14 protein-coding genes are annotated in these 23,334 nt (G+C 70.1%); 4 read left to right on the forward strand and 10 right to left on the reverse strand.

Annotation, left to right across the window (positions count from 1 at the left end; all coding sequences use genetic code 11):
* Position 1: 1 nt before the first annotated feature.
* Genes JJ691_RS01335 through JJ691_RS01345 form a run of 3 tightly spaced genes read right to left on the reverse strand, consistent with a single transcriptional unit; the run spans position 2 to position 4,145 of the window.
* Entirely contained in the window at positions 2 to 2,461 is a 2,460-nt protein-coding gene (locus JJ691_RS01335; protein ID WP_211766955.1) for a hypothetical protein, read from the reverse strand.
* A 9-nt stretch (positions 2,462 to 2,470) separates the two neighbouring features.
* Complete coding sequence (locus tag JJ691_RS01340; protein ID WP_211766956.1) at positions 2,471 to 3,595, reverse strand: aminotransferase class V-fold PLP-dependent enzyme; 1,125 nt, start codon at positions 3,593 to 3,595, stop codon at positions 2,471 to 2,473.
* Position 3,596: 1 nt separating this feature from the next.
* Positions 3,597 to 4,145, reverse strand: coding sequence for a hypothetical protein (locus JJ691_RS01345; RefSeq protein ID WP_211766957.1), 549 nt, complete (start codon positions 4,143 to 4,145; stop codon positions 3,597 to 3,599).
* Positions 4,146 to 4,228: 83 nt separating this feature from the next.
* Here JJ691_RS01345 and JJ691_RS01350 point away from each other — a divergent pair, with 83 nt between their 5' ends.
* Entirely contained in the window at positions 4,229 to 4,753 is a 525-nt protein-coding gene (locus JJ691_RS01350) for a PadR family transcriptional regulator (RefSeq protein WP_211766958.1), read from the forward strand.
* Positions 4,754 to 4,762: 9 nt separating this feature from the next.
* On the forward strand, positions 4,763 to 5,434 hold the full coding sequence (locus JJ691_RS01355; protein WP_211766959.1) for a TetR/AcrR family transcriptional regulator: 672 nt from the start codon (positions 4,763 to 4,765) through the stop codon (positions 5,432 to 5,434).
* A 13-nt stretch (positions 5,435 to 5,447) separates the two neighbouring features.
* On the opposite strand, the gene ppk2 is transcribed toward JJ691_RS01355, so the two are convergent.
* The gene (gene ppk2 / locus JJ691_RS01360; protein WP_211766960.1) at positions 5,448 to 6,254 is read right to left on the reverse strand and encodes a polyphosphate kinase 2; all 807 of its coding nucleotides are present in this window, start codon (positions 6,252 to 6,254) and stop codon (positions 5,448 to 5,450) included.
* Positions 6,255 to 6,302: 48 nt separating this feature from the next.
* Positions 6,303 to 6,749 carry a cyanase gene (gene cynS / locus JJ691_RS01365; RefSeq protein WP_211766961.1) on the reverse strand — a complete coding sequence of 149 codons (447 nt, stop codon included), beginning with the start codon at positions 6,747 to 6,749 and terminating at the stop codon, positions 6,303 to 6,305.
* Positions 6,750 to 6,860: 111 nt separating this feature from the next.
* Between cynS and JJ691_RS01370 the strand changes: the two genes are divergently transcribed.
* Positions 6,861 to 10,787: a bifunctional nitrate reductase/sulfite reductase flavoprotein subunit alpha gene (locus JJ691_RS01370; RefSeq protein ID WP_211766962.1), complete on the forward strand. Its 3,927-nt coding sequence runs from the start codon at positions 6,861 to 6,863 to the stop codon at positions 10,785 to 10,787.
* Between the two features lie 95 nt (positions 10,788 to 10,882).
* On the opposite strand, the gene JJ691_RS01375 is transcribed toward JJ691_RS01370, so the two are convergent.
* Genes JJ691_RS01375 through JJ691_RS01395 form a run of 5 tightly spaced genes read right to left on the reverse strand, consistent with a single transcriptional unit; the run spans position 10,883 to position 21,784 of the window.
* Positions 10,883 to 14,602, reverse strand: a complete 3,720-nt coding sequence (locus JJ691_RS01375) for a glycosyl hydrolase family 28-related protein (protein ID WP_211766963.1) — start codon at positions 14,600 to 14,602, stop codon at positions 10,883 to 10,885.
* A gap of 17 nt (positions 14,603 to 14,619) precedes the next feature.
* The gene (locus JJ691_RS01380) at positions 14,620 to 16,440 is read right to left on the reverse strand and encodes a DUF2264 domain-containing protein (RefSeq protein WP_211766964.1); all 1,821 of its coding nucleotides are present in this window, start codon (positions 16,438 to 16,440) and stop codon (positions 14,620 to 14,622) included.
* The gene (locus JJ691_RS01385) at positions 16,437 to 19,385 is read right to left on the reverse strand and encodes an alpha-mannosidase (RefSeq protein WP_211766965.1); all 2,949 of its coding nucleotides are present in this window, start codon (positions 19,383 to 19,385) and stop codon (positions 16,437 to 16,439) included. Before JJ691_RS01385 ends, JJ691_RS01380 begins: the two co-directional genes overlap by 4 nt.
* Before the next feature lie 18 nt (positions 19,386 to 19,403).
* Positions 19,404 to 20,660 carry an enolase C-terminal domain-like protein gene (locus tag JJ691_RS01390; RefSeq protein WP_211766966.1) on the reverse strand — a complete coding sequence of 419 codons (1,257 nt, stop codon included), beginning with the start codon at positions 20,658 to 20,660 and terminating at the stop codon, positions 19,404 to 19,406.
* Complete coding sequence (locus tag JJ691_RS01395; protein ID WP_211766967.1) at positions 20,660 to 21,784, reverse strand: LacI family DNA-binding transcriptional regulator; 1,125 nt, start codon at positions 21,782 to 21,784, stop codon at positions 20,660 to 20,662. The genes JJ691_RS01390 and JJ691_RS01395 overlap by 1 nt, the downstream gene beginning before the upstream one ends.
* Before the next feature lie 180 nt (positions 21,785 to 21,964).
* Between JJ691_RS01395 and JJ691_RS01400 the strand changes: the two genes are divergently transcribed.
* Positions 21,965 to 23,332 carry an ABC transporter substrate-binding protein gene (locus JJ691_RS01400; RefSeq protein ID WP_211766968.1) on the forward strand — a complete coding sequence of 456 codons (1,368 nt, stop codon included), beginning with the start codon at positions 21,965 to 21,967 and terminating at the stop codon, positions 23,330 to 23,332.
* Positions 23,333 to 23,334: the final 2 nt, after the last annotated feature.

Genomic DNA, 23,334 nt, shown 5'->3' on the forward strand with positions numbered 1-23,334 from the left:
ATCAACTGTAGCGAATGAGTTCGCCGACCTTGGCCGTGCGTACGCCCCGCACGGCCAGCCAGCCGGCGATCACCACCACCAGCAGGGCAGCGCCCACCGAATACGCCGCGAACGGCCACCAGGACGAGGGTTCCGGCGTGGGGGCAAGCCAGGGTGCGGGATCCAGTCGTGGGGCGGACAGGGCCGAGGCGGCCAGGCCGACGGCCGCCCCGGCGGCCAGCGTGGCGGCGGCGATCGCGCCGAACTCCACCAGGTGACTGGCGATGAGGGTCCGGGCGGTCAGCCCCATCCGCGTCGCCAGCGCCCCGGACAGCGCGGTCTGCCGCCGCCGCGCGCCAACGGCCAGTAGCAGGGAGGCGGCGGCGACCACAGCCAGCAGTGCGCCGACGGAGGCGATGTAGCCGAAGGTCCACTCCATCGTGAGGAATGGCAACGCGTTCAGCGACGTGGCCGCCGTCCGAACGTGGATGCGCTCGATTCCGGCGGCGGCCAGGGCCGAGGTCACGGTGGTCACGTCCGCGCCGGACCAGACGAACCAGGAACCGGGCGCGTAGATGTTGGTCAAAGCCTTGCGCGACACCACATAGCCGCCGCTGCGCGGAATGCCGGGGAACGCGGACACGGCGGCAATCGTGTGCAGCGGCGCGAATCCGTCGAGCGAGAGCTGGCCGGTGGGCACCGGGCCGACCGCGATCGCCCCGTCGGCCCCGAGTTGGCCAATGGCGTCCAGGGTGGAGTACGCGCCCTGGGCGAAGGTGTCCGGATCCACGACGAGCGTGGCGCCGGCCCGGCCGACCAGGGTGCTGACGCCCCGCAGGGACTCGGGCAGCGAACGATTGCGCTGCCCCAGCCCCAGGTCGGTGGACACCTGCACGGAGGTCTCGGCCCCGACCAGGTTGCCGGACTTCGCCGCCAGCGCGTCCCGTTCCGCGCCCTCCACGCCATTCCCGACAGCGAAGGTGCCGACCGCCAGCACCCCGACCAGCAGCACGCCGATCACCGCCGTGCTCGCCGCCGCCAACCGGCGCGCGGCCAGCTGCACCGACGGCACGGTCCACAGGTTCAGCCGGTGCGACCACGCCAGCAGCAGCCGCCCCACCCGCGCGGCGACCCCGGCGACCACGATCACCGCCAGCACCGGGAAAGCCAGGGCCAGCGGGTCGACGTGGGTCGTCGCGGCAGGGTCGCCGGCCGGCACCATCCCGTTGGCCAGCCGCGTCCACGACCACACGGCCAGGGCCAGCACCGGCAGCTCGAACGGGATCGCGCGGACGAACCCGGGCACGCGTCCCTGCTTGCGGACCTGGAACACCCGGTGCGTCCACGCCGTCGCGGTGATCGTCAGGGTGAGCAACGCCAGCGCGACGACGCCGGCCACCAACAGGGCCGCCCAACCCAGCGTCGCCGGTTCCAGCTCCGCGGCCGGGGCGTACCACGGCAATGTGAGCCGGGCGGCGGCGAGACCCAGCACCGCGCCGACCATGATCGGCCCGCCGAGTTCCAGCAAACCCATGGCCCCCAACGACATCGGCGCGCTGCCACGAGCCCAGAGCAGGAACAGCTGCGGCTGCCGGCGGCGACACCACTGGGTGGCGATGGCCATCACGCCGACCAGGCCGACCAACAGGCTCACGGCGGTCAGCGGGGCCACGAAGGCGATCAGGTTGTCCTGCGCCTGCCGGGCGTTGGCCAAAACGGCAGGGAACTGCTGGTGCACAACGGCCACGCCGGTCAACCCATCGGCAGCGAAGGCGGCCTTCAGTGCACTGGCGAGGGCGTCGCCGCGTTGCCGCAACTGCTCGGCCTGACCCATGGTCGACGGCAACGCCGTCGGGAAGTGCGCGGTGACGGTGAATCTGCCGGCCGTGGCGGTCAGCTGGTCCAGGCTCGGCTCGAAGATCGGCCCCGACACCAGGTCGCCGAGCGTCTGCAGCGTCACCCAGTCCACCTCGGTGCACCAGAACGGCGAGACCGGCTCCTGCAAGTCGGAGTAGACGCCGCTGACGCCGGGGGTGCCTGGGCCGGCCCCGGTGTTGCGGGCGTACGCCTCGGGCAGCAGCTGGCTTCCGGCCTTGCCCTGCCGGATCTGGAGGTTGGCCGCCGCATCGTCGCGGTAGGCCAGCCGCACGGCCACCGCCGGACCCAGGTCGCGTCCGTAGGCGTCGGAGTAGGCGCCGACCAGCGTCTGCGGAAACCCTTGCTGCGCGGCGACTTTCCGGGCGTCGGCGGCGATCCACGTGGTCTGCTGGCCGGTCGCGTTCACCGCGGCGACGTACACCGGCAGTGTCTGGGCGCAGCCCTGGGTGGACTGGTAAGCGATTGCCGCGCTGCCGCTGGCCACGCCGCACAGCACCGCGGACGCGGCGACGAAGGCCAGCAGCAGACCGGTGACCGTCGCCACGACCGTCGACGAGCCGTTGGCCAGACCGGTGCGGATCGAGCTCCCCCAGGGCAGACGCATCCGCCCAGACTATGCCGCCAACAACGCCCGAATCCGTGGAATCTCGCCAATCTCGAAGTCGACGTGCGGGCTCAGGCGCAGCATCGGCCGCGTGATGTCCAGCGGCGCCCGGGCCGGAGCGGACACGGTGGTGAGCATCTTGCGGTCGAGCAGATCGGCCCGCAGCCGGAACAGGTTCAGGTCGGTGTCCGGCACCAGCGCGACGATCGCCCCGGGGGCGTCGATGGGGTCCCGCAGCGACCAGCCGGGCAGGTCGGCCAGCCCGGACCGGAGTTCACGGCCGACCGCCGCCAGCCGCTCGCGGATCAGGGCGGGCCCGATCCCCACGTACTCCCGCAGCGTGGTGGCCAGCCCGACCCGGCCGGCCACGTAAGCCTCGTGGCTCTCCAGATTGCGCACCGGCCGCTCGTGCTGGGCCAACGCCGGGACACGGGGCACCAGCCGCCCCTGCCACGGCTCGCGCACCGCCAGATAGCCGACGCCGCGCGGGCCGCACAGCCACTTCCGGCTGGTGCCGTAGACCGCGGCGACGCCGGCCGGGATCTCGATCTGCCCCAGCGCCTGCGCGGTGTCGATCACAACCGGCACGTCGCCGGCGATCTCGACGATCTCCCGGGCCGGCTGGGCCAGCGCCCGGTGCGCGGTGAGCCCGGTCAGGTGCACCATGGCCGGCCGCTTCGTGAGCAGCCTGCGGCGGAGCGCTTCCAGGTCGATCAGGCCGCTGCCGTCCACGTCGAGCACCACGGGTTCGAGGCCGCGGTACCGGAACGCCTCGATGTTCGGGCCCCATTCGCTCGGCGCGATCCAGACCTCGTCCCCCGCCTCGCACGGCCACGCCGCCAGCAGTTGCGTCACGGCCGTGGAGGAGCTGTCCAGCAGGGCCACCTCGTCCTGGTCGAAGCCGCCGAGCAGCTCGCCCAGCCGCTGCCGGGCCTCGGTGACGGCCCCGTCGGCCTCGGCCTCGGCGACGTAGCCGCCGAGCTCGGCCTCCAGTTCGAGGTGTCGGGCGATCGCGGCCCAGGTGGCGACCGTGGTCCGGCCGCACGCCGCCGTGTCCAGGTGCAGCAGCGGGGTTTCCGTCCGCAGCGCCGTCCACGCCGCCCGCACCGAGTCGTGTGGCAATCCCGTTGTCATGTCACGCAGTCTGCCGGGCACGGACCCGCTCCGGGTACTTCGCGGTGAAGATCGCCGGGATCACGAAGCCGGCCACCTGCGCCAGGGTCGTCACGACCGTGCTGGCGTGGGCCGCGTCCAGGACGGCCAGCACCGCGCCGGTCACCGTGAACGCGATGGCCCACGCCGTCGTCAGCACCACGTTGACGCGCAGGAAGACGGGCATGTGCCAGAACTCCTGGGGCGTCTGCTGCTTGGCTATGCCCAGCGTGAACGGCTGCTTCATGGCGAGGCCGCCCCACGCGGTCAGGGCCAGCCAGCCCATCGAGATGGCGCCGACGAAGTGCTGCGCCGGCGACTGCGGGACGAGGAACGAGAAGGCCGTCAGCGCCACGAAGTAGACCATCGTGCTGATCTCCAGCACCTGCGAGTCGAGCGGGGTGCCCTTGCGCTGGCCCTGGACGAACAGGCCGACTGCGAGCACGAGGCCGGTCAGCGCGCCCCACTGCCAGCCCAGCGACGACAGGACGGCGAAGGCGATCCAGGGGACGAAACCGCGCAGGTAGTTCATCGCTGCTCCTCATATGTCATTAGTGACATGTGGAAGTTAGAACGTCCTCGGACAACATGTCAAGAGTGGAGTATGATGGGGCAATGAGCCTCCGCCACGCGGCCCTCGGGCTGCTCACCTTCGGCCCCGCGAGCGGGTACGACCTGCTCCAGACGTTCAACGGCTCGCTGGCCAACGTGTGGCCCGCGACCCAGAGCCAGCTGTACGGCGAGCTGGGCAAACTCGCCGAAGCGGGCCTGGTCACGGTGGCCGAGGAGGGGGCTCGGCGGCGCAAGGAGTACGCGCTCACCGACGCCGGCCTGGCCGAGCTGCGGCACTGGCTGGTCGACGTCGAGCCGACCGTCGTGCGGCGCAGCGACGTGCTGCTGCGGGTGTTCTTCCTCGGCATCGTCGAGCCCGAGCAGGCCGAGGAGTTCCTGCGCGAGCGGGAGCGGGACGCCATCGAACGGCAGGCCGAGCTGCGGGTCACCGAGAAGGAGATCGCCTCCGACACCGTCGACCTGGCCGTCTACGGCCGGCTCGCGCTGGAGTGGGGCCTGCGGTTCACCGAGATGCAGCGGGAGTGGGCCGTGTGGGCGCAGCAGGAAGTGGCCAAGGTTCGTGGGTAGGCTCTGGATATGGTGAGCTCGACCCGGGACCGGCTGCTGTTGGCCGCCGGGCAGCTGTTGCACGAGGCCCAGGGCGGCAACGTCTCCACCCGCGCCATCTGCGACCTGGCCGGCGTGCAGGCGCCGACCTTGTACCACCACTTCGGCAGCAAGCAGGGGCTGCTCGACGCCGTCGTCAACTACGGGTTCACGCAGTACGTCGCCGAGCACACCGCCGAGGTCGCCGACCCCGTGCAGGCGCTGCGGGCCGGCTGGGACAGCCACGTCCGGTACGGGCTGGAGCATCCCGGCTTCTACGTGCTGCTCTACGGGCAGATCGAGCCAACCGTGCCGTGCACCCTGACCGCTCGGGCCGAGGCCATGCTGCTCGACCGCCTCGTGGAGGTCGCCCGCTCCGGCCGCCTGCTCGTGCCGCCGGCCGACGCAGCCCGGGAGATCGTCGCCGCCAATGTCGGGGTCACGCTGAGCCTCATCGCCCGCCCCGAAGAGGAGCGGGACCTGGCCATGTCGGCCCGGGTCCGGGACGCCGTGATCGGCTCGCTGGTCACCGACGAGGGTGTACGCGACGGTTCAGTTGGAGCCCTGGCGGTCGCGCTGTCGGCGGCGCTGGCCGAGGGATCGTCGTTGTCCGCGGCGGAAACCACGCTGCTGCGGGAGTGGCTGGGCAGGCTCTCGGGTTGATGCAACGTCGCCTTCACTGCGTCTCGGCGACCAGTGAGGCCGCGTGATCGGGGACGAAGGTCTGGCTGTCCATGGGCGGGCGCTCGTAGCCGGTCGACGGCGGCCGGTGCGGCAGGTGCAGCGGCCGCCGCTGGACGTCGTGGTACGGAATCGAGGACAGCAGGTGGGCGATCATGTTGATCCGGGCCCGGCGCTTGTCGTCGCTGTCCACCACCAGCCACGGGGCCTCCGGGATGTCGGTGTGCGCGAACATCTCGTCCTTGGCCCGTGAGTAGTCCTCCCAACGGGTGATCGACTCCGCGTCCATCGGCGAGAGCTTCCAGCGGCGCATCGGGTCGTCCAGACGGTCGTGGAACCGCTTCTCCTGCTGCTTGTCGGACACGGAGAACCAGTACTTGCGCAGCAGCAGGCCGTCCTCGACCAGCAGCCGCTCGAAGATGGGGGCCTGGCGCAGGAAACGCCGGTACTCGTCGGGAGTGCAGAAGCCCATGACCCGCTCCACCCCGGCCCGGTTGTACCAGCTGCGGTCGAACAGCACGATCTCGCCGGCCGCCGGCAGGTGGGCGACGTAGCGCTGGAAGTACCACTGCGACCGCTCCCGCTCGGTCGGCGCCGGCAGCGCCGCGATGCGCGCGACCCGGGGATTGAGGTATTCGGTGACCCGCTTGATGGCGCCGCCCTTGCCGGCCGCGTCCCGGCCCTCGAACACCACTGCCACGCGGGCCTTCTCGTCCCGGACCCACTCCTGCAGCTTCACCAGTTCGCCCTGTAGCCGCAGCAGCTCCGTCTCGTACAGCGCGCGGTCGAGTCGCTTGCTCATCCGGCCATATCACCGCAGTCCCGTCGACCACGCCACCCGGGCTGACGATCAGCCCCACTGATATTTCAGGAACTTGCCGTCCAGGGTGACCACCACGCGCTCGCCGCCCGGGTCCTCCCGGCGGTCCACATCGATCCTGAAGTTGATCGCGCTCATGATGCCGTCGCCGAACTTCTCGTGGATCAGCTCCTTGATGGTCGGGCCGTAGACCTGGAGCACCTCGTAGAACCGGTAGATGGTGGGGTCGGTGGGCACCGGCTGGTCCAGCGCGCCGCGGGTGGGCTGGGCGACGAGCCCGGCGACCTCGCCCGGCCCGAGCTCCAGGACGCGGGCGGCGGTCTCGGCCTGCTCCGGGCTCATCGGGTGCTGCCCCAGCAGCGCGGCGGTGGTCCAGGCCAGCGGCGCGTCCAGCGTGTCGGCGAGGTGCTGCCAGGTCAGGCCCAGCCGGGCCTTCGCGGCCAGCACCGCGGCGGCGGTCTCCTGCTTGGTCGTCATGACCGCACGGTAGCGGCTCACCACCGCCGAAACACGATTGTGCAGTAGATGTAACGGCGGTGGCCGGCCGTGTCACCACTGCGCAACAGCCCGTTCCTAGGGTTGGCGGCCGTGCCCGATTCGACGGTCAGGACCGTGTGCTCGTACTGCGGCGTGGGCTGTGGCGTCGTGCTCACGGTCCGCGACGGCCGGGTGGCGTCGGTGGCCGGCGACAAGGAACACCCGGCCAATTTCGGGCGACTGTGCACGAAGGGCGCGACCAGCCACGACATGCTCGCCGCGCCCGGCCGGCTCACCACGGCGCTGGTGCGCGCCGAGCGCGAGGCCCCGACCGAGCCGACCGACGTGGACCGGGCGATCACGCTGGCCGCGTCCCGGCTGCGGGCGATCCTCGACGAGCACGGCCCGGACGCGCTGTCGTTCTACGTCTCCGGGCAGCTCACCATGGAGGCCCAGTACCTGATCACCAAGCTGGCCAAGGGATTCGTGCGCACCAACCAGATCGAGTCCAACTCCCGGCTGTGCATGGCCAGCGCCGGCAGCGGCTACAAGCTCTCGCTCGGCGCCGACGGCCCGCCCGGCTCCTATCAGGACTTCGAGCACGCCGACGTGTTCCTGGTGATCGGCTCCAACATGGCCGACTGCCACCCGATCCTGTTCCTGCGCATGATGGACCGGGTCAAGCAGGGGGCCAAGCTGATCGTCGTGGACCCGCGGCGCACGGCCACCGCGGCCAAGGCGGACCTGTTCCTGCAGATCGCCCCGGGCGCGGATCTGGCTCTGCTGAACGGCTTGCTGCATTTGCTCCACGCGGACGGCTTGGTCGACGAGGAGTTCATCGCCGCGCACACCGAAGGCTGGGAGGCGATGCCCGAGTTCCTCGCCGACTACCCGCCGGACGTGGTGGTCGGCATCACCGGCATCCCCGAGGACGACATCCGCACCGCGGCCAAGTGGATCGGCGCGGCCGGCAACTGGATGAGCTGCTGGACCATGGGCCTCAACCAGAGCACGCACGGCACGTGGAACACCAACGCGCTGTGCAACCTGCACCTGGCCACCGGGGCGATCTGCAAGCCCGGCAGCGGACCGTTCTCCCTGACCGGGCAGCCGAACGCGATGGGTGGCCGGGAGATGGGCTACATGGGCCCCGGGCTGCCGGGCCAGCGCTCCGTTCTGTCCACGGAGGACCGTTCGTTCGTCGAGCAGCTGTGGGAGGTGCCGGCCGGCACGATCCGCACCGAGGTCGGCCGGGGCACGATCGAGATGTTCGAGCGGATGGCCGCCGGCGACATCAAGGCGTGCTGGATCATCTGCACCAACCCGGTCGCGTCGGTGGCCAACCGGCGCACCGTGATCGAGGGGCTGGAAGCGGCCGAGCTGGTGATCACCCAGGACGCGTTCGCCGACACCGAGACCAACGGCTACGCCGACATCGTGCTGCCCGGGGCGATCTGGTCGGAGACCGAGGGCGTCATGGTCAACTCGGAGCGCAACGTCGTGCTGGCGCCTCAGGCCGTGGCCCCGGCCGGGCAGGCCATGCCCGACTGGCAGCTGATCGCCCGGGTGGCCGTGGAGATGGGCTATCCGTTCCACTACGACAGCGCCGAGCAGGTCTTCGAGGAGATCAAGCGGGCCAGCAATCCCTTCACCGGCTACGACCTGAGCGGCATCACCTACTCCCGGCTGCGGGAGAACCCGGTGCAGTGGCCGGCCGCCGAGGGTGGACCGGACCGCAATCCCATCCGCTACCGGGCCGGCGGTTCGCTGGTTTTCCCCACCGCCACTGGAAAAGCCTCGTTCTTCGCCCGGCCGCACCTGCCGCCGGCCGAACTGCCCGACGACGAGTTCCCGTTCACCCTGAACACCGGCCGGGTGCAGCACCAGTGGCACACCCTGACCAAGACCGGCAAGGTCGCCAAGCTGACCAAGCTCAATCCCGGGCCGTTCGTGGAGATCCACCCCGCCGACGCGTCAGCTATGTCCGTTGTGGACGGTGACCAGGTGGAGATCGCCTCCCGGCGCGGGCGGGCGGTGCTGCCGGCCGTGGTGACCGACCGGGTGCGCCCCGGCTGCTGCTTCGCCCCGTTCCACTGGAACGACCTGTTCGGCGAGTACCTGAGCGTCAACGCGGTGACCAACGACGCGGTGGACCCGATCTCGTTCCAGCCGGAGTTCAAGGTGTGCGCGGTGTCCCTGGCCAAGATCGCCGCCGCGCCGGCTGCCGGCACCTCAGGCCTCGCTGTTGGCCCGGGCGTGCCAGTCGCCTCCGTCGATGGTCCGGCTGTTCCGCTGGCTGCGATGCTCGGCGTGGCCGACATCCCGATGCCCGATTTCACTGCCGCCGAACGGCAGTACCTCGCCGGTTTCGCCTCCGGTGTGGGGGCCGGAGGCAGCGGGGTGCCGGTCCTACCGCCGCACGCGCCGATCGAGCCGTCGCGGGCGGCCTGGGTGGACGGGCTGCTCGCCGGCATGTTCTCGCGGGGATCGGTCGCCGCGGAGCCGTTACCGGGCAAGGAGATCGCCGTGCTGTGGGCCTCGCAGACCGGCAACGCGGAGCAGTTCGCGGCCGAGGCCGCGCGCCGCCTGGCGGAGAGCGGCTGGCAGCCGATCGTGGTCAGCATGGCCGAGGCGTCGGCGGACACGCTGCGTGCCGGCAATCCGGTGCTGCTGATCACCAGCACCTTCGGCGACGGCGACGCCCCGGACAACGGCGCACTGTTCTGGGACGCACTGTCCGAACAGGACACCCTGGCCGGGTTGCAGTACTCGGTGCTGGCCCTCGGCGACTCCAGCTACGACAACTTCTGTGGCCACGGCAAGCGGATCGACACCCGGCTCCGCGAGCTGGGGGCGACGCATCTGGTGCCGAGGGCGGACTGCGAACCGGACTATCAGGCGACCGCCCGGAGCTGGCTCGACCAGGTGATCGTCGCGCTGAACACGACCCCGGCCCGACACCGTGACATCGAGCTGGTCGGCAATCGGCTGCTCAGCCTCCCGGGCGCCGGCAAGGAGGTGCGCGAGTTCACCTTCGACGCCGGCGATCTCGTCTACGAGACCGGCGACGCGCTCGGTGTGCTGCCGGTGAACAGCTCGGCCATGGTCGAGGAATGGCTGAAGGTCACCGGCCTGGACGGCGGTACGAACATCTCCCTTGACGGCGAGGGCTTCGCGCTGGCCGACGCGCTCCGTGCGGAACTGGAGATCGCGCGGATCACCCCGGCGCTGCTCCAGTTCATCGGCGAGCACAACGGCGACCGGGAGCTGCGGGATCTGTTACGCACCGACAACAAGGGCGAGCTGGCCAAGTGGACCTGGGGCCGGCAGGCCGTGGACGTGCTCCGGGACCACCCGGTGCGGGCCGACGCCCAGGCCTGGGTCGACGTGCTCAAGCGGTTGCAGCCCCGGCAGTACTCCATCTCCTCCAGTCCGCTGGTCAGCCCGTCCCGGATCCGGCTCACGGTTTCCGTTGTGCGGTACGGATCCCACGGCGGCGTCTGCTCCACCTACCTCGCCGACCGCGCCGAGGGCTTGCCGGTCAAGGCGTTCATCCAGCGCTCACCCCATTTCCGCCCGCCGGCCGACCCCACGTCACCGATGATCATGGTTGGTCCGGGCACCGGTGTCGCCCCCTTCCTCGGGTTCCTGGAGGAACGGGCCGCCGTCGGGGCTGGTGGGCCGAACTGGCTGTTCTTCGGGGAACAGCGTCGGGCCACCGACTTCTACTACCGCGATGAGCTCGACCGGTTCCGCGCCGACGGTCTGCTCTCCCGCCTCGACCTCGCCTTCTCCCGTGATCAGCGGGCCAAGGTCTATGTGCAGGACCGGATGCGTGAACACGGCGCGCACCTGTGGCGCTGGCTCCAGGACGGCGCGCACCTCTACGTCTGCGGTGACGCCACCCGCATGGCCAAGGACGTCGACCGCACTCTTCGCGAAGTTGTCGCCACGCACGGGAACATGAGCACCGACAAGGCCACAGCCTACGTCAAACAGCTCACCGCCGACCGCCGCTACGTCCGCGACGTGTACTGAAACTCCGCGAGTCCCGCTCTGGAGCAACTGAACCACTGGTTTCAGGCGCGACTGAAACCAGTGGTTCAGTTGTCTGAGAGCGGGACTCGCGGGGGTTAGTGGGTGAAGTTGGCGGTGAGGGTGGCGTTGGTGGTGACGGGGAAGGTGTAGGTGGCGGAGGTGGAGACCTCCGTGCCGTTGATGGTCCAGTCGACGAAGTGGTAGCCGGCGGCGGCCTTGGCGGTCGCCGTGACGGAGCTGCCGTTCTCGTACTTGCCGGGTTCGGTCTCGGTGCCGGCCACCGAAGCGGTCCCGCCGGCCGACGCGGTGACGGAGATGGCGGACTGGACCATGTTGATGGCCATGACGTTGATGAGCTTGACCGGCCCGGTGCTGGTGGTTCCGTTGTACCGCAGCAGGTTGAGCACGGTGGTGGAACCGCCGGTGGCCTTGACGGTGTAGCCGTCGGCGCCGAGGTTGTCGGTGCCGAGGTTGAAGACGTGCACGTCGCCGGAGTTGACGACAAGGCCGTCGTGCAGGCCGTAGCCGAAGGCGTCGGTGATGGTCAGGGCACGGGCGCCGTCGACGGTGATCAGGTCGGAGGACTTGCGGGTGTAGCCGTCGATGACCTGGGGGAACAGGTTGGATCCGGAGAACCAGTTGGGCAGGTAGAAGCCCAGTCGGGCATAGGTGTTGCCGTTGGACAGGACGCCGTTGATGTGGCCGCCGGTGGACTGGCCGACGGTGATGCCGTGCCGCACGAAGGTGCCGGAGAGCTTGCCGACGAAGAAGTCGTCGTTGCGGAAGGTGGACAGGTCGATGCCGTTGTAGGCGTTGGGCAGGCCGACGTTGATCACGTACGTCCCGGTGCCGTGGCCGCGGATGGCGTACGGGTAGGCGACAAGGCCGTCGGTGGCGGCGGGGTTCTGGCCGGGGTAGAAGACCCGCAGGCCCCGAACGCCGGAGTCGCTGCCGTTCAAGGTGACAAGAGCGGGATCGGTGTCGGGAGTGGCGGTGCCCCGGCCGGAGTAGGACATCAGCACGGTGCCGCCGCTCTTGCCGTCCTCGTCCCGGTTGGGCAGGGCGGAAGCGCCGCGCAGCTCGACCCCGGCGGGAACAACCAGTTGCCCGGACACCCGATACCAGCCGGCCGGCAGGTAGACGGTGCCGCCGCCGTCACGGCCGGCGCGATCCAGGGTCCGCTGGATGCCGGCGGTGGCATCGGCGGCCGGCACGAAACCGTTGCCGTGCGAGGCATCCGTGACGTACAGGGCATTGCGTGAAGGCCGCGGTGAAGGCTGCGAGGTGTCGTAGGCCGGGGCCTTGCCGGCGAGTTGGTAGACGATTCCGGAGATGGCGCCGGTGACCTTGACGTCGGTCAGCTTGACGAAGCCTGCGGACTGGTTGGTGACGGCCCCGTCCAGGATGCCGCCGCCGATCATCAGGCCCCAGCGGGAGTCGAACTGCTCGACGAGCAGGGCGGTGTCGGTGCGCTTGAGCTCCACGCCCTGGAACGCGCCGGCGAAGTCGACGCGCTGGCCGGGCACGATGTGGATGCCGACGTGGTAGTCGGCGGCGGCGATGGTGTTGAACTGGTCCCACTCCAGGTCGCCGAGCACGAATCCGGTGCCGTGGGCCCGGGTCCAGACGTCCATAGTGGAGCGTGACGGCGGGTTGTACTGGAGTGGGGCGGAAGCCCAGTAGGAGTTGGAGAAGGTGATGTTCTCCCAGGTGCCGACGTCGGCCCCGTTGTAGGCCTCGACGCCCTCGAACAGCGCGGTGCCACGGACGTTGCGCACGGTCGCGGACTCGTGGGTCTGCCCGACGGCCGGCGGTCGGCCGCGTTCGTCGAGCATGGTGCTGATGCCGATGCCCCGGTACGAGTTGAGCATGGTGACGTCGGAAACCGTGCCCATCATGTAGTTCTCGTCGCTGGCCCACGCGCTGCCGGTGATCTCGAACGTGTAGCTGTACGGCACCGGCGAAGTGGCGCTCTGGTGGGGGTAGTAGGTGGTCAGCCCGATCACGCCGGCGCTGCCGCCGATCCGGAACAGCACCGGGCCGTTGTCACCGGACGGCAGATCGGCGCTGATCACGGTGCCGTAACTGCCGCTGCCGTGGTCGGGATCACGCCGGTCGCCGCGCAGCGTGCAGAACGCCGGCACCTCAACGGTGTCGGTGACGCGGTAGGTGCCGTCGGGCAGCCACACGGTGCCACCGCCGGCGTCGTAGCAGTCGTACAGCGCGGCCTGGAGCGCCTTGGTGGAATCCTTGACACCATTGGGATCGGCGCCGGACACCACGAAGTCGGCGATCACCGGGTCGGCGGTCGGGTACTTGGTCTTGATCAGCTGCGGTTTGGGCGTGACGACCCGCTGGTTGCGGACCTGGAGGTCGCTGACGTTCGCCGTGCCGTCATAGGCCAGGCGGACGTAGCGTGCGGTCACGGCCGGGAAGTCGGTGCGGGACACGGAATTGGGGTCGGTGGCACCGGATTCGCCGACTGTCGTGAACGACGAGCCGTCGACCGAGGTCTGCACCTTGTAGTCGTGCGAGAAGGCCGGGCCCCACTGCACGAAAACGTCGCTGACCGGCTGGGCCCGGCCGAGGTCGACCTGGGTCCAGCCCGGGCCGGTGGACAGCGGCTTGCCCGCGGCGACGTTGGTGTTCACCGCGGACGCCTTGAATGCCTGGTAGCTGTCGTAGAGCGCCTGCTGTGCGGCCTTGACCTGGGCGGGAGTGGCGTTCTGGTCGTCGACCACCGCCTGGGCCTTGGCGATCTGGGCGCTGAAGGCGGCCTTCGAGCCGGCCGGGTACTGGCCGTCCCGGGCGCCCTCGCGTGCCCCGTACACGGTGAGGTTGGCCTGGGCCACCAGGTTGCGCAGCCCGGCCTTGACATCCAAAGCGGACGGGATCACGGTGACCCGCACGGCGGCCACCTTCACCTCGACGTTCGAGCCGTCGTGGGCGATGCGGAAGTCGGAACCGTTGGTGCGGTTGGTGAGAATGGCGTCGCTCAGCACGAAGTCGTGGGTCTGCCAGGTTCCGGTGTCGCCGTAGTGCACGATCTCCGACGGCTTGAACTTCTGCGGCAGGTCGTTGCCGGGGGAGTCGTACTGGAGGTCCAGGGTGCCGTTGCCGGCGTCCAGGTAGTCGACGCTGACCAGCACGACGTTCGTGGTGTTGTACGCGTACGAGTCGGCGACGTTCATGTAGAAGTAGTTGGTGGCCGGCGCGGGCGCGGCGGCGTTGGTCTGCCAGTAGTCGCGGCCGGCGGCGGTGCCGGTGACCAGCCCGGACGGGTTGTCGCCGGGATTGGGCGTGACGCCGGTGTTGGTCGCGTTCGAGCCGAGGGTCGCGGTCGGCCCGGCCGCGGTGATCCGGATCTGGGCGACGGTGATGTCGGAGACGCCCCCGCTCAGCCGAACGGAAGCTAGGGCCGGCAACGTGGTCGCGGCCTGCTTCCATGTGTTGCTGCCGGCCAACGTGGCCACGGAGACGCCGTTGAGGCTGATGGCGCCGGTGCCGCTGTCGTAGTAGGTCACCATGGCGACCACCGGCCCGGCGACGGTGTAGTCGGGATCGGGCGCGAAGTCCAGGTGGCTGGTGCCGGCGGAAACGTCGGTCTGCCAATAGCTGTGGCCGCCCACGGTCCCGGTCCGCAGGCCGGCGGCGTTGTCACCGGCGGTGGCGGTGACCCCCAGCGTCAGCGGGTTCGGGCCCAGATCGGCCCCGATCCCGTTGGGATACCACACGGGCGCCGCGGTGGCCGGCACGGCCAGCGCGGCGACCAAGGTGACTAACAGTCCTAACAGGACCAATAACCGGCGGGTCATCGTTGACCTCCATAAGGTTAGACGGGCGGCATCGCCACCCGGTCAACATGGCCGTCAGGCCACCGCACGTCGACGACGTCGGCGGTGATGTCCAGTGCTGGCAACACATCGAGCGGGGAACCGCCGAGATGCACGGCGGCGGCGTACACACGGCCGTACTCGACCTCGGCGGCGGTCAGCAGCACGGGAACCTCCGACACCGGCCCGAGTGGGTTGGTGTCCTTGCACTGTCGTGTCTCGACCACACCGAACCCGGCCAGATCGGTCAGGGATGAATGCAGCCCAGAATCCGGAACCGTCGCCCAGCCGCCGATCCGCAGCCGCCACGGCCCGGGATGGGTGCACCCACCGGCCTCGTCGACCCGGACGAGCCGAACTTCGGTGGCGCCGCGGAGCACCGAGACGACGGTGATCCAGGGGCCCAGCCTATACGTGGTTTCGGGGCCATGGAAGGGATTCCAGCTCTCATCGGCGGGCCAATGCGCGCGACTGCGGGAGATGCCGGGGGCAAGCGCCTGCAGCGGCCGGCGATGGGCGGCACGGCCATCGCCGTCGACCAGTGTGGCCGTGGAGTCCAGCGGCGGCGACATCTCCGGCGCGGCATGGGTGCTGTAGGCGATCCGCGCGTAGACGGGATCGTCGGTCGCCAGTTCAGTGGGATCGATGTGGTCGCTGCCGTGGTTCACCACCCGCACCACGCCGTCGGCGACCGTGCCGGAGACCGTCCAGCCCGCGGCCGGCAGGTGGAAGGAGAAGTCTTCCTGCTCGACCGGCAGCGCCACCTCGTCAGCGGTCCAGACCTCGTGGTCGGGCGGCAGCAGCAGGCCGGCGAAGCCCTTGCTGGCCCAGTACGGCGACGCCGGCCCGGAGTACACCTGGCGGATGCTCGGGAACCGGCCGTGCCAGCCCAAGGTCAGCAGTCCGTCGGAATCGAGGGCCCCGGCGTTCATGAAGTGGTCCAGCATCAGACCGCCGATGCGCCGGGTCTGCCCCGGCGGCAGCGGGGTCGCGTCGTACCGGACCCCGATCCACAGTGGAGCGAGCGCCGCGAAGCGGTAGGTCAGCGACCGACCCTGGATGAGCGGCGAGCCGTTGCCGCCGATCAGTCGTGCATAGTCGGAAAGATAGGCCCGCAAGCGTTTGCGGTATCGGGAAGCCAGCTCCGTGTCGCCGGTGATCTCGCAGAACAGCAGCGGGTAGAAGTGCATCGCCCAGCCGCTGTAGTGGTCGAAGTTGCGCAACTGGCCGCCGGACAGGCCGTCGGAATACCAGCCCCCGCCGGAATACCAGCGATCCGTGCACTCGATGGCGTGGTCGAAGTCGTCCTGGCTCCAAGCCCCGCCGACGGTCTGGGCGAACGCGCCGGTGACGGCCCGGAACCACACCCAGTTGTTGGCCGGCATGGCGTCGCCGACCATCGGGGCCAGCCAGTCCAGCAGCTGCTGCTGCGTGTGGGGACTCAGCTGGTCCCACAGCCACGGCCGGGTCAGGTGCAGTCCCAGTGCGATCGACGCCGCCTCGACCTTGGCCTGTCCGCACTCCCCGAACCGCGGCCAGCGGTCGGGATTGACCGGGTCGACCCCGGCGGCCAAACCCCGCGCGTACCACTCGGCGAGCCGGTGCGGATCGTCGCCGCCGGCCCCGGCCAGTCGGAACGCGGCCAGCAGGAACGTGCGCGCGTAGCCCTCCAGCCCGTCGCTCCAGCGGCCGCTGATGCTCACCGGGCCGGGCAGGTGGATCAGCGCGTGCGTGTCGGTGGCCCAGGGGCGCACGGCCAACAGCATCGAGTCGGCCAGGCGCTCCCATTCGGCGCGGGACGGGCTGGGGTGCACGATCACCTCTCCAAGCGCAGCGTGACGATCTGGAACGGGCGCAACGACAGCTGGACCGCGTTGCCCCGCGACGCGACGTCCCGGACCGGCTGTTCCAGCAGGTCGGTCTCGTGCGCCGCGGTCACGTCGAAGTCGGCCGACACCAGCGCGCGGGCGCGGCCGCCGCGCGACTCGTAGAGCCGGACGATTACTGCGCCGGACCGGTCGTCGGCCAGCTTCACCGCCTCCACCACCACGTTCGGGTTGTCCACCGACACCAACGGCTTGCCCCGCAAGCGATCGGACGCCGGCCGCAGCGGCAGCGAGAACGTGTAGCCGGCCATGATCGCGTCACCGAGGTCCGCGGCCGGCCGCAGTCCGTACCGGAACTGGTGCCGGCCCTGGTCGGCATCGGGGTCGGGGCTGTGTGGCGATCGCAGCAGCGACAAACGCACGGTGGTGGCGCGGCCGTCGCAGCTCACGTCGTAGCCGTAGGTGGAATCGGTGACCAGGGCGACGCCCCAGCCGTGCTCGGCGACGTGCACGAAGCGGTGCGCCCACTGCTCGAAACGGGCTGCGTCCCAGCTGGTGTTCTCGTGCGTGGGCCGTTTGACGTGCCCGAACTGGATCTCGGCGGCGACCTCCGCCGCGAGCACGTCCAGCGGCCAGGCCGCCTTGAGCACCGTGTCCCGTTCCTGCCAGTCGATATCGGTGTCGACCTCCAGCAAACGCGAACCCGCCGCCAGCCGCAGATCCTGCACGATCACCGACCGCCTGGTCTCCCGCCGGACCCGCACCGTCGCCACCAACGGCCCGTCGTCGACCAGTTCCACCGAGACCGCGGTGTCCAGGTCCCGGCGGACGCGACGGTAGGACGCGTCCAGGTTCCAGGCGCTCCACTTGACCGGATCGTCCGGATGCAGCTGAAGCAGGTTGCCGGCCGCCCCGGGGGCGATCGCCTCACGACCGGTGGCGTGGTCCCGCACCGACCGGACCAGCCCCTGCTCGTCGATCCGCACCGCGATCAAGCCGTTGTCCAGCACGAACTTTCCGGTCGCCCGCACCGGGTGGGCGTTGAACTCCAGGAAACCGCCGACCCCGAGCGCCGGCGCCCGGCCGAAGGCCGCATACCGCCCGTCGGACAGCCGTTGCCCGCCGACCGGCGGCGCTGACGAGACGATCACGACTTCGCGGCGTTCGACCGGAGCGGCGTTGAGTAGCGCCTCGCCCTCGCCCGCGCTGGCGGAGATCACCGCATCCAGTCCACTGTGGATCTCGGAGTACGCCTGTTCGGCCTCTCGGTGCACCCAAGCGATCGAGGAGCCGGGCAGGATGTCGTGGAACTGGTGCAGCAGCACCCGTTTCCACAGCGCGTCCAGCTCCTCGTGCGGATAGGGTGTGCCGAGCCGGACCGCGGCCGACGCCGCCCACAGCTCGGCGTGGCGCAACAAGGCCTCGCTGCGGCGGTTGCCACGTTTGGTTCGGGCCTGGCTGGTGTAGGTGCCGCGATGGGTCTCCAGGTACAGCTCGCCCCGCCACACCGGCGCGTCCGGGTACTCGGCCCGTGCCTCGCGGAAGAACTCCGACGGCGAGCCGATCCGGACCTTGGGCGATCCCTCCAGGTCACGCAGCCGCCGGGCCCGCTCCATCATCTCGCGGGTCGGCCCGCCGCCGCCATCGCCGAAGCCGAACGGCACCAGCGACCGGGTGCCGACGCCCTTCTCCGCGTAGTTGGCCGCCGCGTGGGCCAGCTCCGCCCCGGTCAGCTCGGCGTTGTAGCTGTCCACCGGTGGGAAGTGGGTGAAGATTCGGGTGCCGTCGATGCCCTCCCACCAGAAGGTGTGGTGCGGCAGCCGGTTGGTCTCGTTCCAGGACAGCTTCTGGGTCAGGAACCACTCGGCCCCGGCCAGCCGGGCCAGCTGCGGATAGGCCGCGGTGTAACCGAAAGAGTCCGGTAGCCAGACGCCATCCGTGCGCACCCCGAACTCGTCGAGGAAGAACCGCGAGCCGTGCACGAGCTGCCGGGCCAGTGCCTCGCCGCCGGGCAGGTTGCCGTCGGCCTCCACCCACATGCCGCCGACCGGGACCCAGTTGCCGGCCTTCACCGCGGCCCGGATCCGTTCGTACACCACCGGTTGGTGCTCCTTGAGCCACGCGTACTGCTGCGCCGAGGAGCAAGCGAACACCAGTTCCGGATACTCCTCGGCCAGCGCCACGATGTTGGTGAACGTTCGCGTGCACTTGCGGATCGTCTCCCGGATCGGCCACAGCCAGGCGGAGTCGATGTGCGCGTGCCCGATGGCGACCAGCGTGTGCTCGGACTCGTGGGCCTTGCGGGACAACAACGGGGCCAACAGGGCGCGGCCCTCGGCGAACGGGAGGTCGATGCAGCGGTCCAGGGTTCGCAGGATTTCGTGCCGGCGCGGGGTGTGCACCGGTAACACGTGCATGAGCTGGGACAGCACCTCGACGTCGTGCATCAGGTGCCACACGTCCTCGTCGCGCACGGCCAGATCCGCCTGCCGCAAGACATAAAGGTGCTCGTCGCCGGCCGTTTCCAACGAACCGTACTGGGTGCCACGGGCGGCGCTGGCGACGATGGGCGGATTAGCCGCGGCCTCGACCACCAGCCGCACCTCGGGGCCGACGACCGGCAGGCTGCGATGGTACGGGTGCAGGCCCTGCACCGGATTGCCCTCTGTGTCCAGGACAAGCGCCTCGGCCTGGCCGCCCGGACCTCGGGTGAGGTCGAAGCCGAGGTCGAACACGGCCTCCACCCGCCGGCCGGCCCACTCGGCCGGAATCCGGCCGGAGACCTCGAACCTGGTGGTGGACCAGGGTTTTCCCCAGGTGTCGCCGATGCTCAGCGGGGTCACGTCCAGGGCGGTCCGCTCCGAGTGCAGGGCGGGGTGGAGACGTTCGGCGAGGAACTTGGCGATGCGCTCCTCGACGATCTTGCGGTCGTCGTGCATGCGGGGGCGACCTCCGGCTCAGGGAGCTTCGAGACCTCCGTCCGGCCGGCGCACCCGTGCCGACCAGCGTTCGTGCAGGAACTTCGTGGGCGGGAACTTCGCCGCCGCGACCTCGTCGATGTCCACACCCCAGCCCGGTTGGTCGGACGGGTACAGGTGACCGTCGCGAACCACCGGCGTGCCGGGGAAAACCTCGTGGGTGGCCTCGTTGTAGGTGTGGGACTCCTGGTAGCCGAACGCCGGCGTGGACACGTCCACGGCCAGGTTGGCGGCCACGCCGACCGGCGAGATGTCGCCGGGGGAGTGGAAGGCGGTGCGCACGCCCAGCAGTTCGGCCAGGGCGACCAGTTTGCGGGTCGGGGTCAGGCCGCCGATCGCGGACGTGTGCAGCCGCAACAGGTCCACGCCGCCGTCCTTGATCAGCCGGGCCGCGTCGGTGACCGAGCCGAGCTGCTCGCCGACCGCGATCGGCACCGGCGAGGCCGCCCGCACGGCCGGCAGCTGGTCGTAGTGCTCGGGCGGGATCACGTCCTCCAAAAAGGACAGTGCGTACGGCTCCAGCGCCCGGGCCAGCACGATCGCCTGCTTCGGCGTCAGCCGGCTGTGCACGTCGTGCATCAGGCTGACATCACCGAGTCGTTCCCGGGCGGCGGCGAACAGTCGGGGAGTGTCGTTGAGGTACTGGCGGACGTCCCAGCCGTCGGGATGCGGCGACCGAGGGTAGCCGCCTCGCGAGCCGGGCGCGCCGTAGGTGCCGAGACCGGGGCCGCCGACCTGGAGCCGCACGTGCCGATATCCCTGTTCCAGCAACGCCTCGGCCGCGTCCAGCGTCTCGTCGGCGGTCGCGCCGGCGGCGTGGGAGTAGACCTCGATGCCGGCCCGGCTGCGCCCGCCGAGCAGTTCGTACACCGGCAGGCCGGCACGCTTGCCCATGATGTCCCACAGCGCCTGGTCGATGCCCGACAGCGCGTTGTTCAGCACCGGACCGTTGCGCCAGTAGGCCGAATAGTGGATGAGCCGGGTGATGTCCTCGATGTCGGCCGGGCTGCGGCCGATCACCAGCGGCCCCATGTGCTCGTCCACCGCTGCCGCCACCGCCGCGAACCGCTGCGTGAAGGTGGCGCAGCCCAGGCCGTACAGGCCAGGCTCGGATGTGTCGACCCGGACGACAACGAGCGGGATACCTTCCGGCGCAGTGACAATCGCGCGGACAGCCGTGACCTTCAGCGAGTCACGCGGCGCCCACGGCGGTAGAACCTCCGGCAGTCCGGTCACTATGCCCCCTGTTCCAGCCGGGAAATGCGCATGTAGCCGGCCGACGTCTGTCGCTTTTGGACAGTCACCGGCAGCACCAGCAGCTGTGTCTCGGTCGCCGCACCGGTCACGCGTTCGTGCAGCAGGGTCATCGTCTGCCGGCCCATGTCCCGGGCCGGCAGGGAAATCGCCGCCGCGGTCAGCGGCAGCACGTCGAAGGGGCCGGCGTCGTCCATACAGGCCAGGTCGATGTCGCCGGGCACCTCAAGGCCCAGCGCCACGAGGTCCTGCGCGACGGTGGCCAGCGCATAACCGTTGGAGCACAACAATATCGTCGGCGGCTGGCTGCCCCGCAACAGCTCGTTGAGCATCGCCCGCCGGGCCTCGGCCGACTGCTCCCGGTAGCGGCGCAGCACCGTGAGGTCGGGGCGGACCGGAATGTTGTGCTCCCGCAACGCCTGCACATGGCCGGCGAGCCGGTCTCGGATGCTGGTCACGTCGATCTCGTCCCACAGCGTGGCGATCGTCCGGTGTCCGGCCTCGATCAGCGCGGTCGTCAGCTCGCGGCCGACCGCCATGTTGTCCGCCACCACGGCATCCGTGGCCAGATCGGGACGGTACCGGTCGACCATCACCAGCGGCACGCCTCGCCGCCGCGCCTCGGCGTACGGGGTGATCACCGTCGACCCCTCGGCCGGGTACACGATGATCCCGCTGACCTGGTGCTCCAACGCGTTCCAGAGCACTTTCTCCTCGCGCGCCGGATCGTTCTCGCAGTGGTTGAGGAACAGCCGATAGCCCAGGTCGGCGCAGACTTCCTCGATGCCGGTGAGGATCTGGCCGACGTGCGGACCCTGGTTCTGCAACACGCAGGCGATGGTCTTGTCCGACGGCGCCGACGCGGCCGGCGGCCGGTCGGCGACGAAGGTGCCCTGCCCGCGGCGGCGCACCACATAGCCCTCGTTGGCCAGGTCGTTCAAGGCGCGCACGGCCGTGGCGTGGCTGACGTTGAAGCGTTCGCAGATCTCCCGCTGGGTGACGAACGGCCGGCCCGGCGCGTACTCGCCGGCGGCGATCGCGGCCAGCAGCTCGCGCTTGACCTGCTGGTAGAGCGGGGGCTTGTCGCCGCCGGTCGCCGCTGCCATCCGGGTTCGCCCTTCGAGATCACCTGGCTGGAACCGGGCCACTTTAGCATGTCTAACGCGACCTAGAACCAGGCATGACCGAATCTGGACCGGTCCCGCTTGGCCTATTGACCGGTTAAATGGCCGTAACTATGGTCTGGCTCACTCGACCGAGGGACAGCCGACTTGGCGGAGGACGTCATGGGCACAAAGTGGTGCGGCGGAAGAGTCCTGGCGGTGGTGGCGGCCCTGGCCCTGCTCACCACGGCCTGCGGCGGCGGTGGCTCCGGCGACGGGACCACGCTGTCGATGTGGACGTTCAAACAGACCCACGTCAAAGCCCTGGAGGCGGCCGCGGCCAAGTTCAAGGCGCAGACCGGCATCACGGTGAACATCACCGCCTACACGCCGGACGACACCTTCACCAGCAAGGTCCAGAGCGCCGCTGCCAGCCACAACGTGGCTGACGTACTGGAATTGCACGCCGCCGGCGAGGAGCGGGTGCTCGGTGGGGCCGGCATCGTCAGCGATCTCTCGCCCGACGTGAACGACCAGTACAAGAGCCGGTTCCTCAAGGGCACCGCGGACGCGGGCCTGATCACCGACAAGGTGTACCAGGACTCCCTGAAGCCCAAGGCGACCGACCCCGGTGTCCAAAAGGGACAGTTGTACAGTGTGCCCTTCACCGCCGGCACCTTCGGCATCGTCTACGCCAGCAAGCCACAGCTCAAGGCGGCCGGCATCGACGCGTCGAAGCCGCCGGCCAGCTGGCAGGAGCTGATCTCCTGGCTGAAGGCCACGCACGACAAGGACCCGGCCGGCGGCGGTATCACGGTCGGCCTGAAGAGCTCGTCCACCGGCTTCGACTGGGCGATGGAGCCGCTGGCCTACGCGCTGCTGGGCCAGCAGGACTTCCAGGCGCTGTACGGCACCGACAAGGCCAAGGCGTGGGGCAGTCCCAACGGCCAGAAGGTGCTGGACCTGTACAACCAGCTCACGCCGTACTGGACGGCCGGCACGCAGACGCTGGGCATCGACGACGCCGACCGCGCGTTCGCGCAGGGCAAGTCGGCCTTCGACATCGGCGGCACGTTCACCATCTCGGCCATCCAGCAGAACGGCATGTCGGCCGACGACATCCTGTCCTTCCCGATCCCGCCGGCCGACGGCAGCGTCACCAGCGACCTCAAGCTCGCGCCGATCGCCCTGACCGCCCTGTCGGTGTCCTCGCAGACGGCGAACCGGGACGCGGCGCTGAGGTGGGTGGACTTCCTGACGCAGAAGGAACAGGCCGGCGCGTTCGCGCAGGCGGCGCTGGACCTGCCGGCCACCGATCTCGGCGCGGACGCGGCCAAGCAGGTCGGGCCGTACCTGAGCGCAATGGAGACTGCGTTCGGTACCGGCGCGAACGCCTACGACCCGAGCGCCACCACGTTCAAGGGCTCGACCTGGGACATCGAGAACGCCGGCGACATCCTGGTGAAGATGTCGCCGCTCAAGGAATTGGACCCGGCTGCGACCAACGCCCAGCTCGGCACCTACAACACCGCCGCGAACAGCGGGAAGTAGCC

Source organism: Kutzneria sp. CA-103260 (genome assembly GCF_018263855.1).
Classification (GTDB): domain Bacteria; phylum Actinomycetota; class Actinomycetes; order Mycobacteriales; family Pseudonocardiaceae; genus Kutzneria.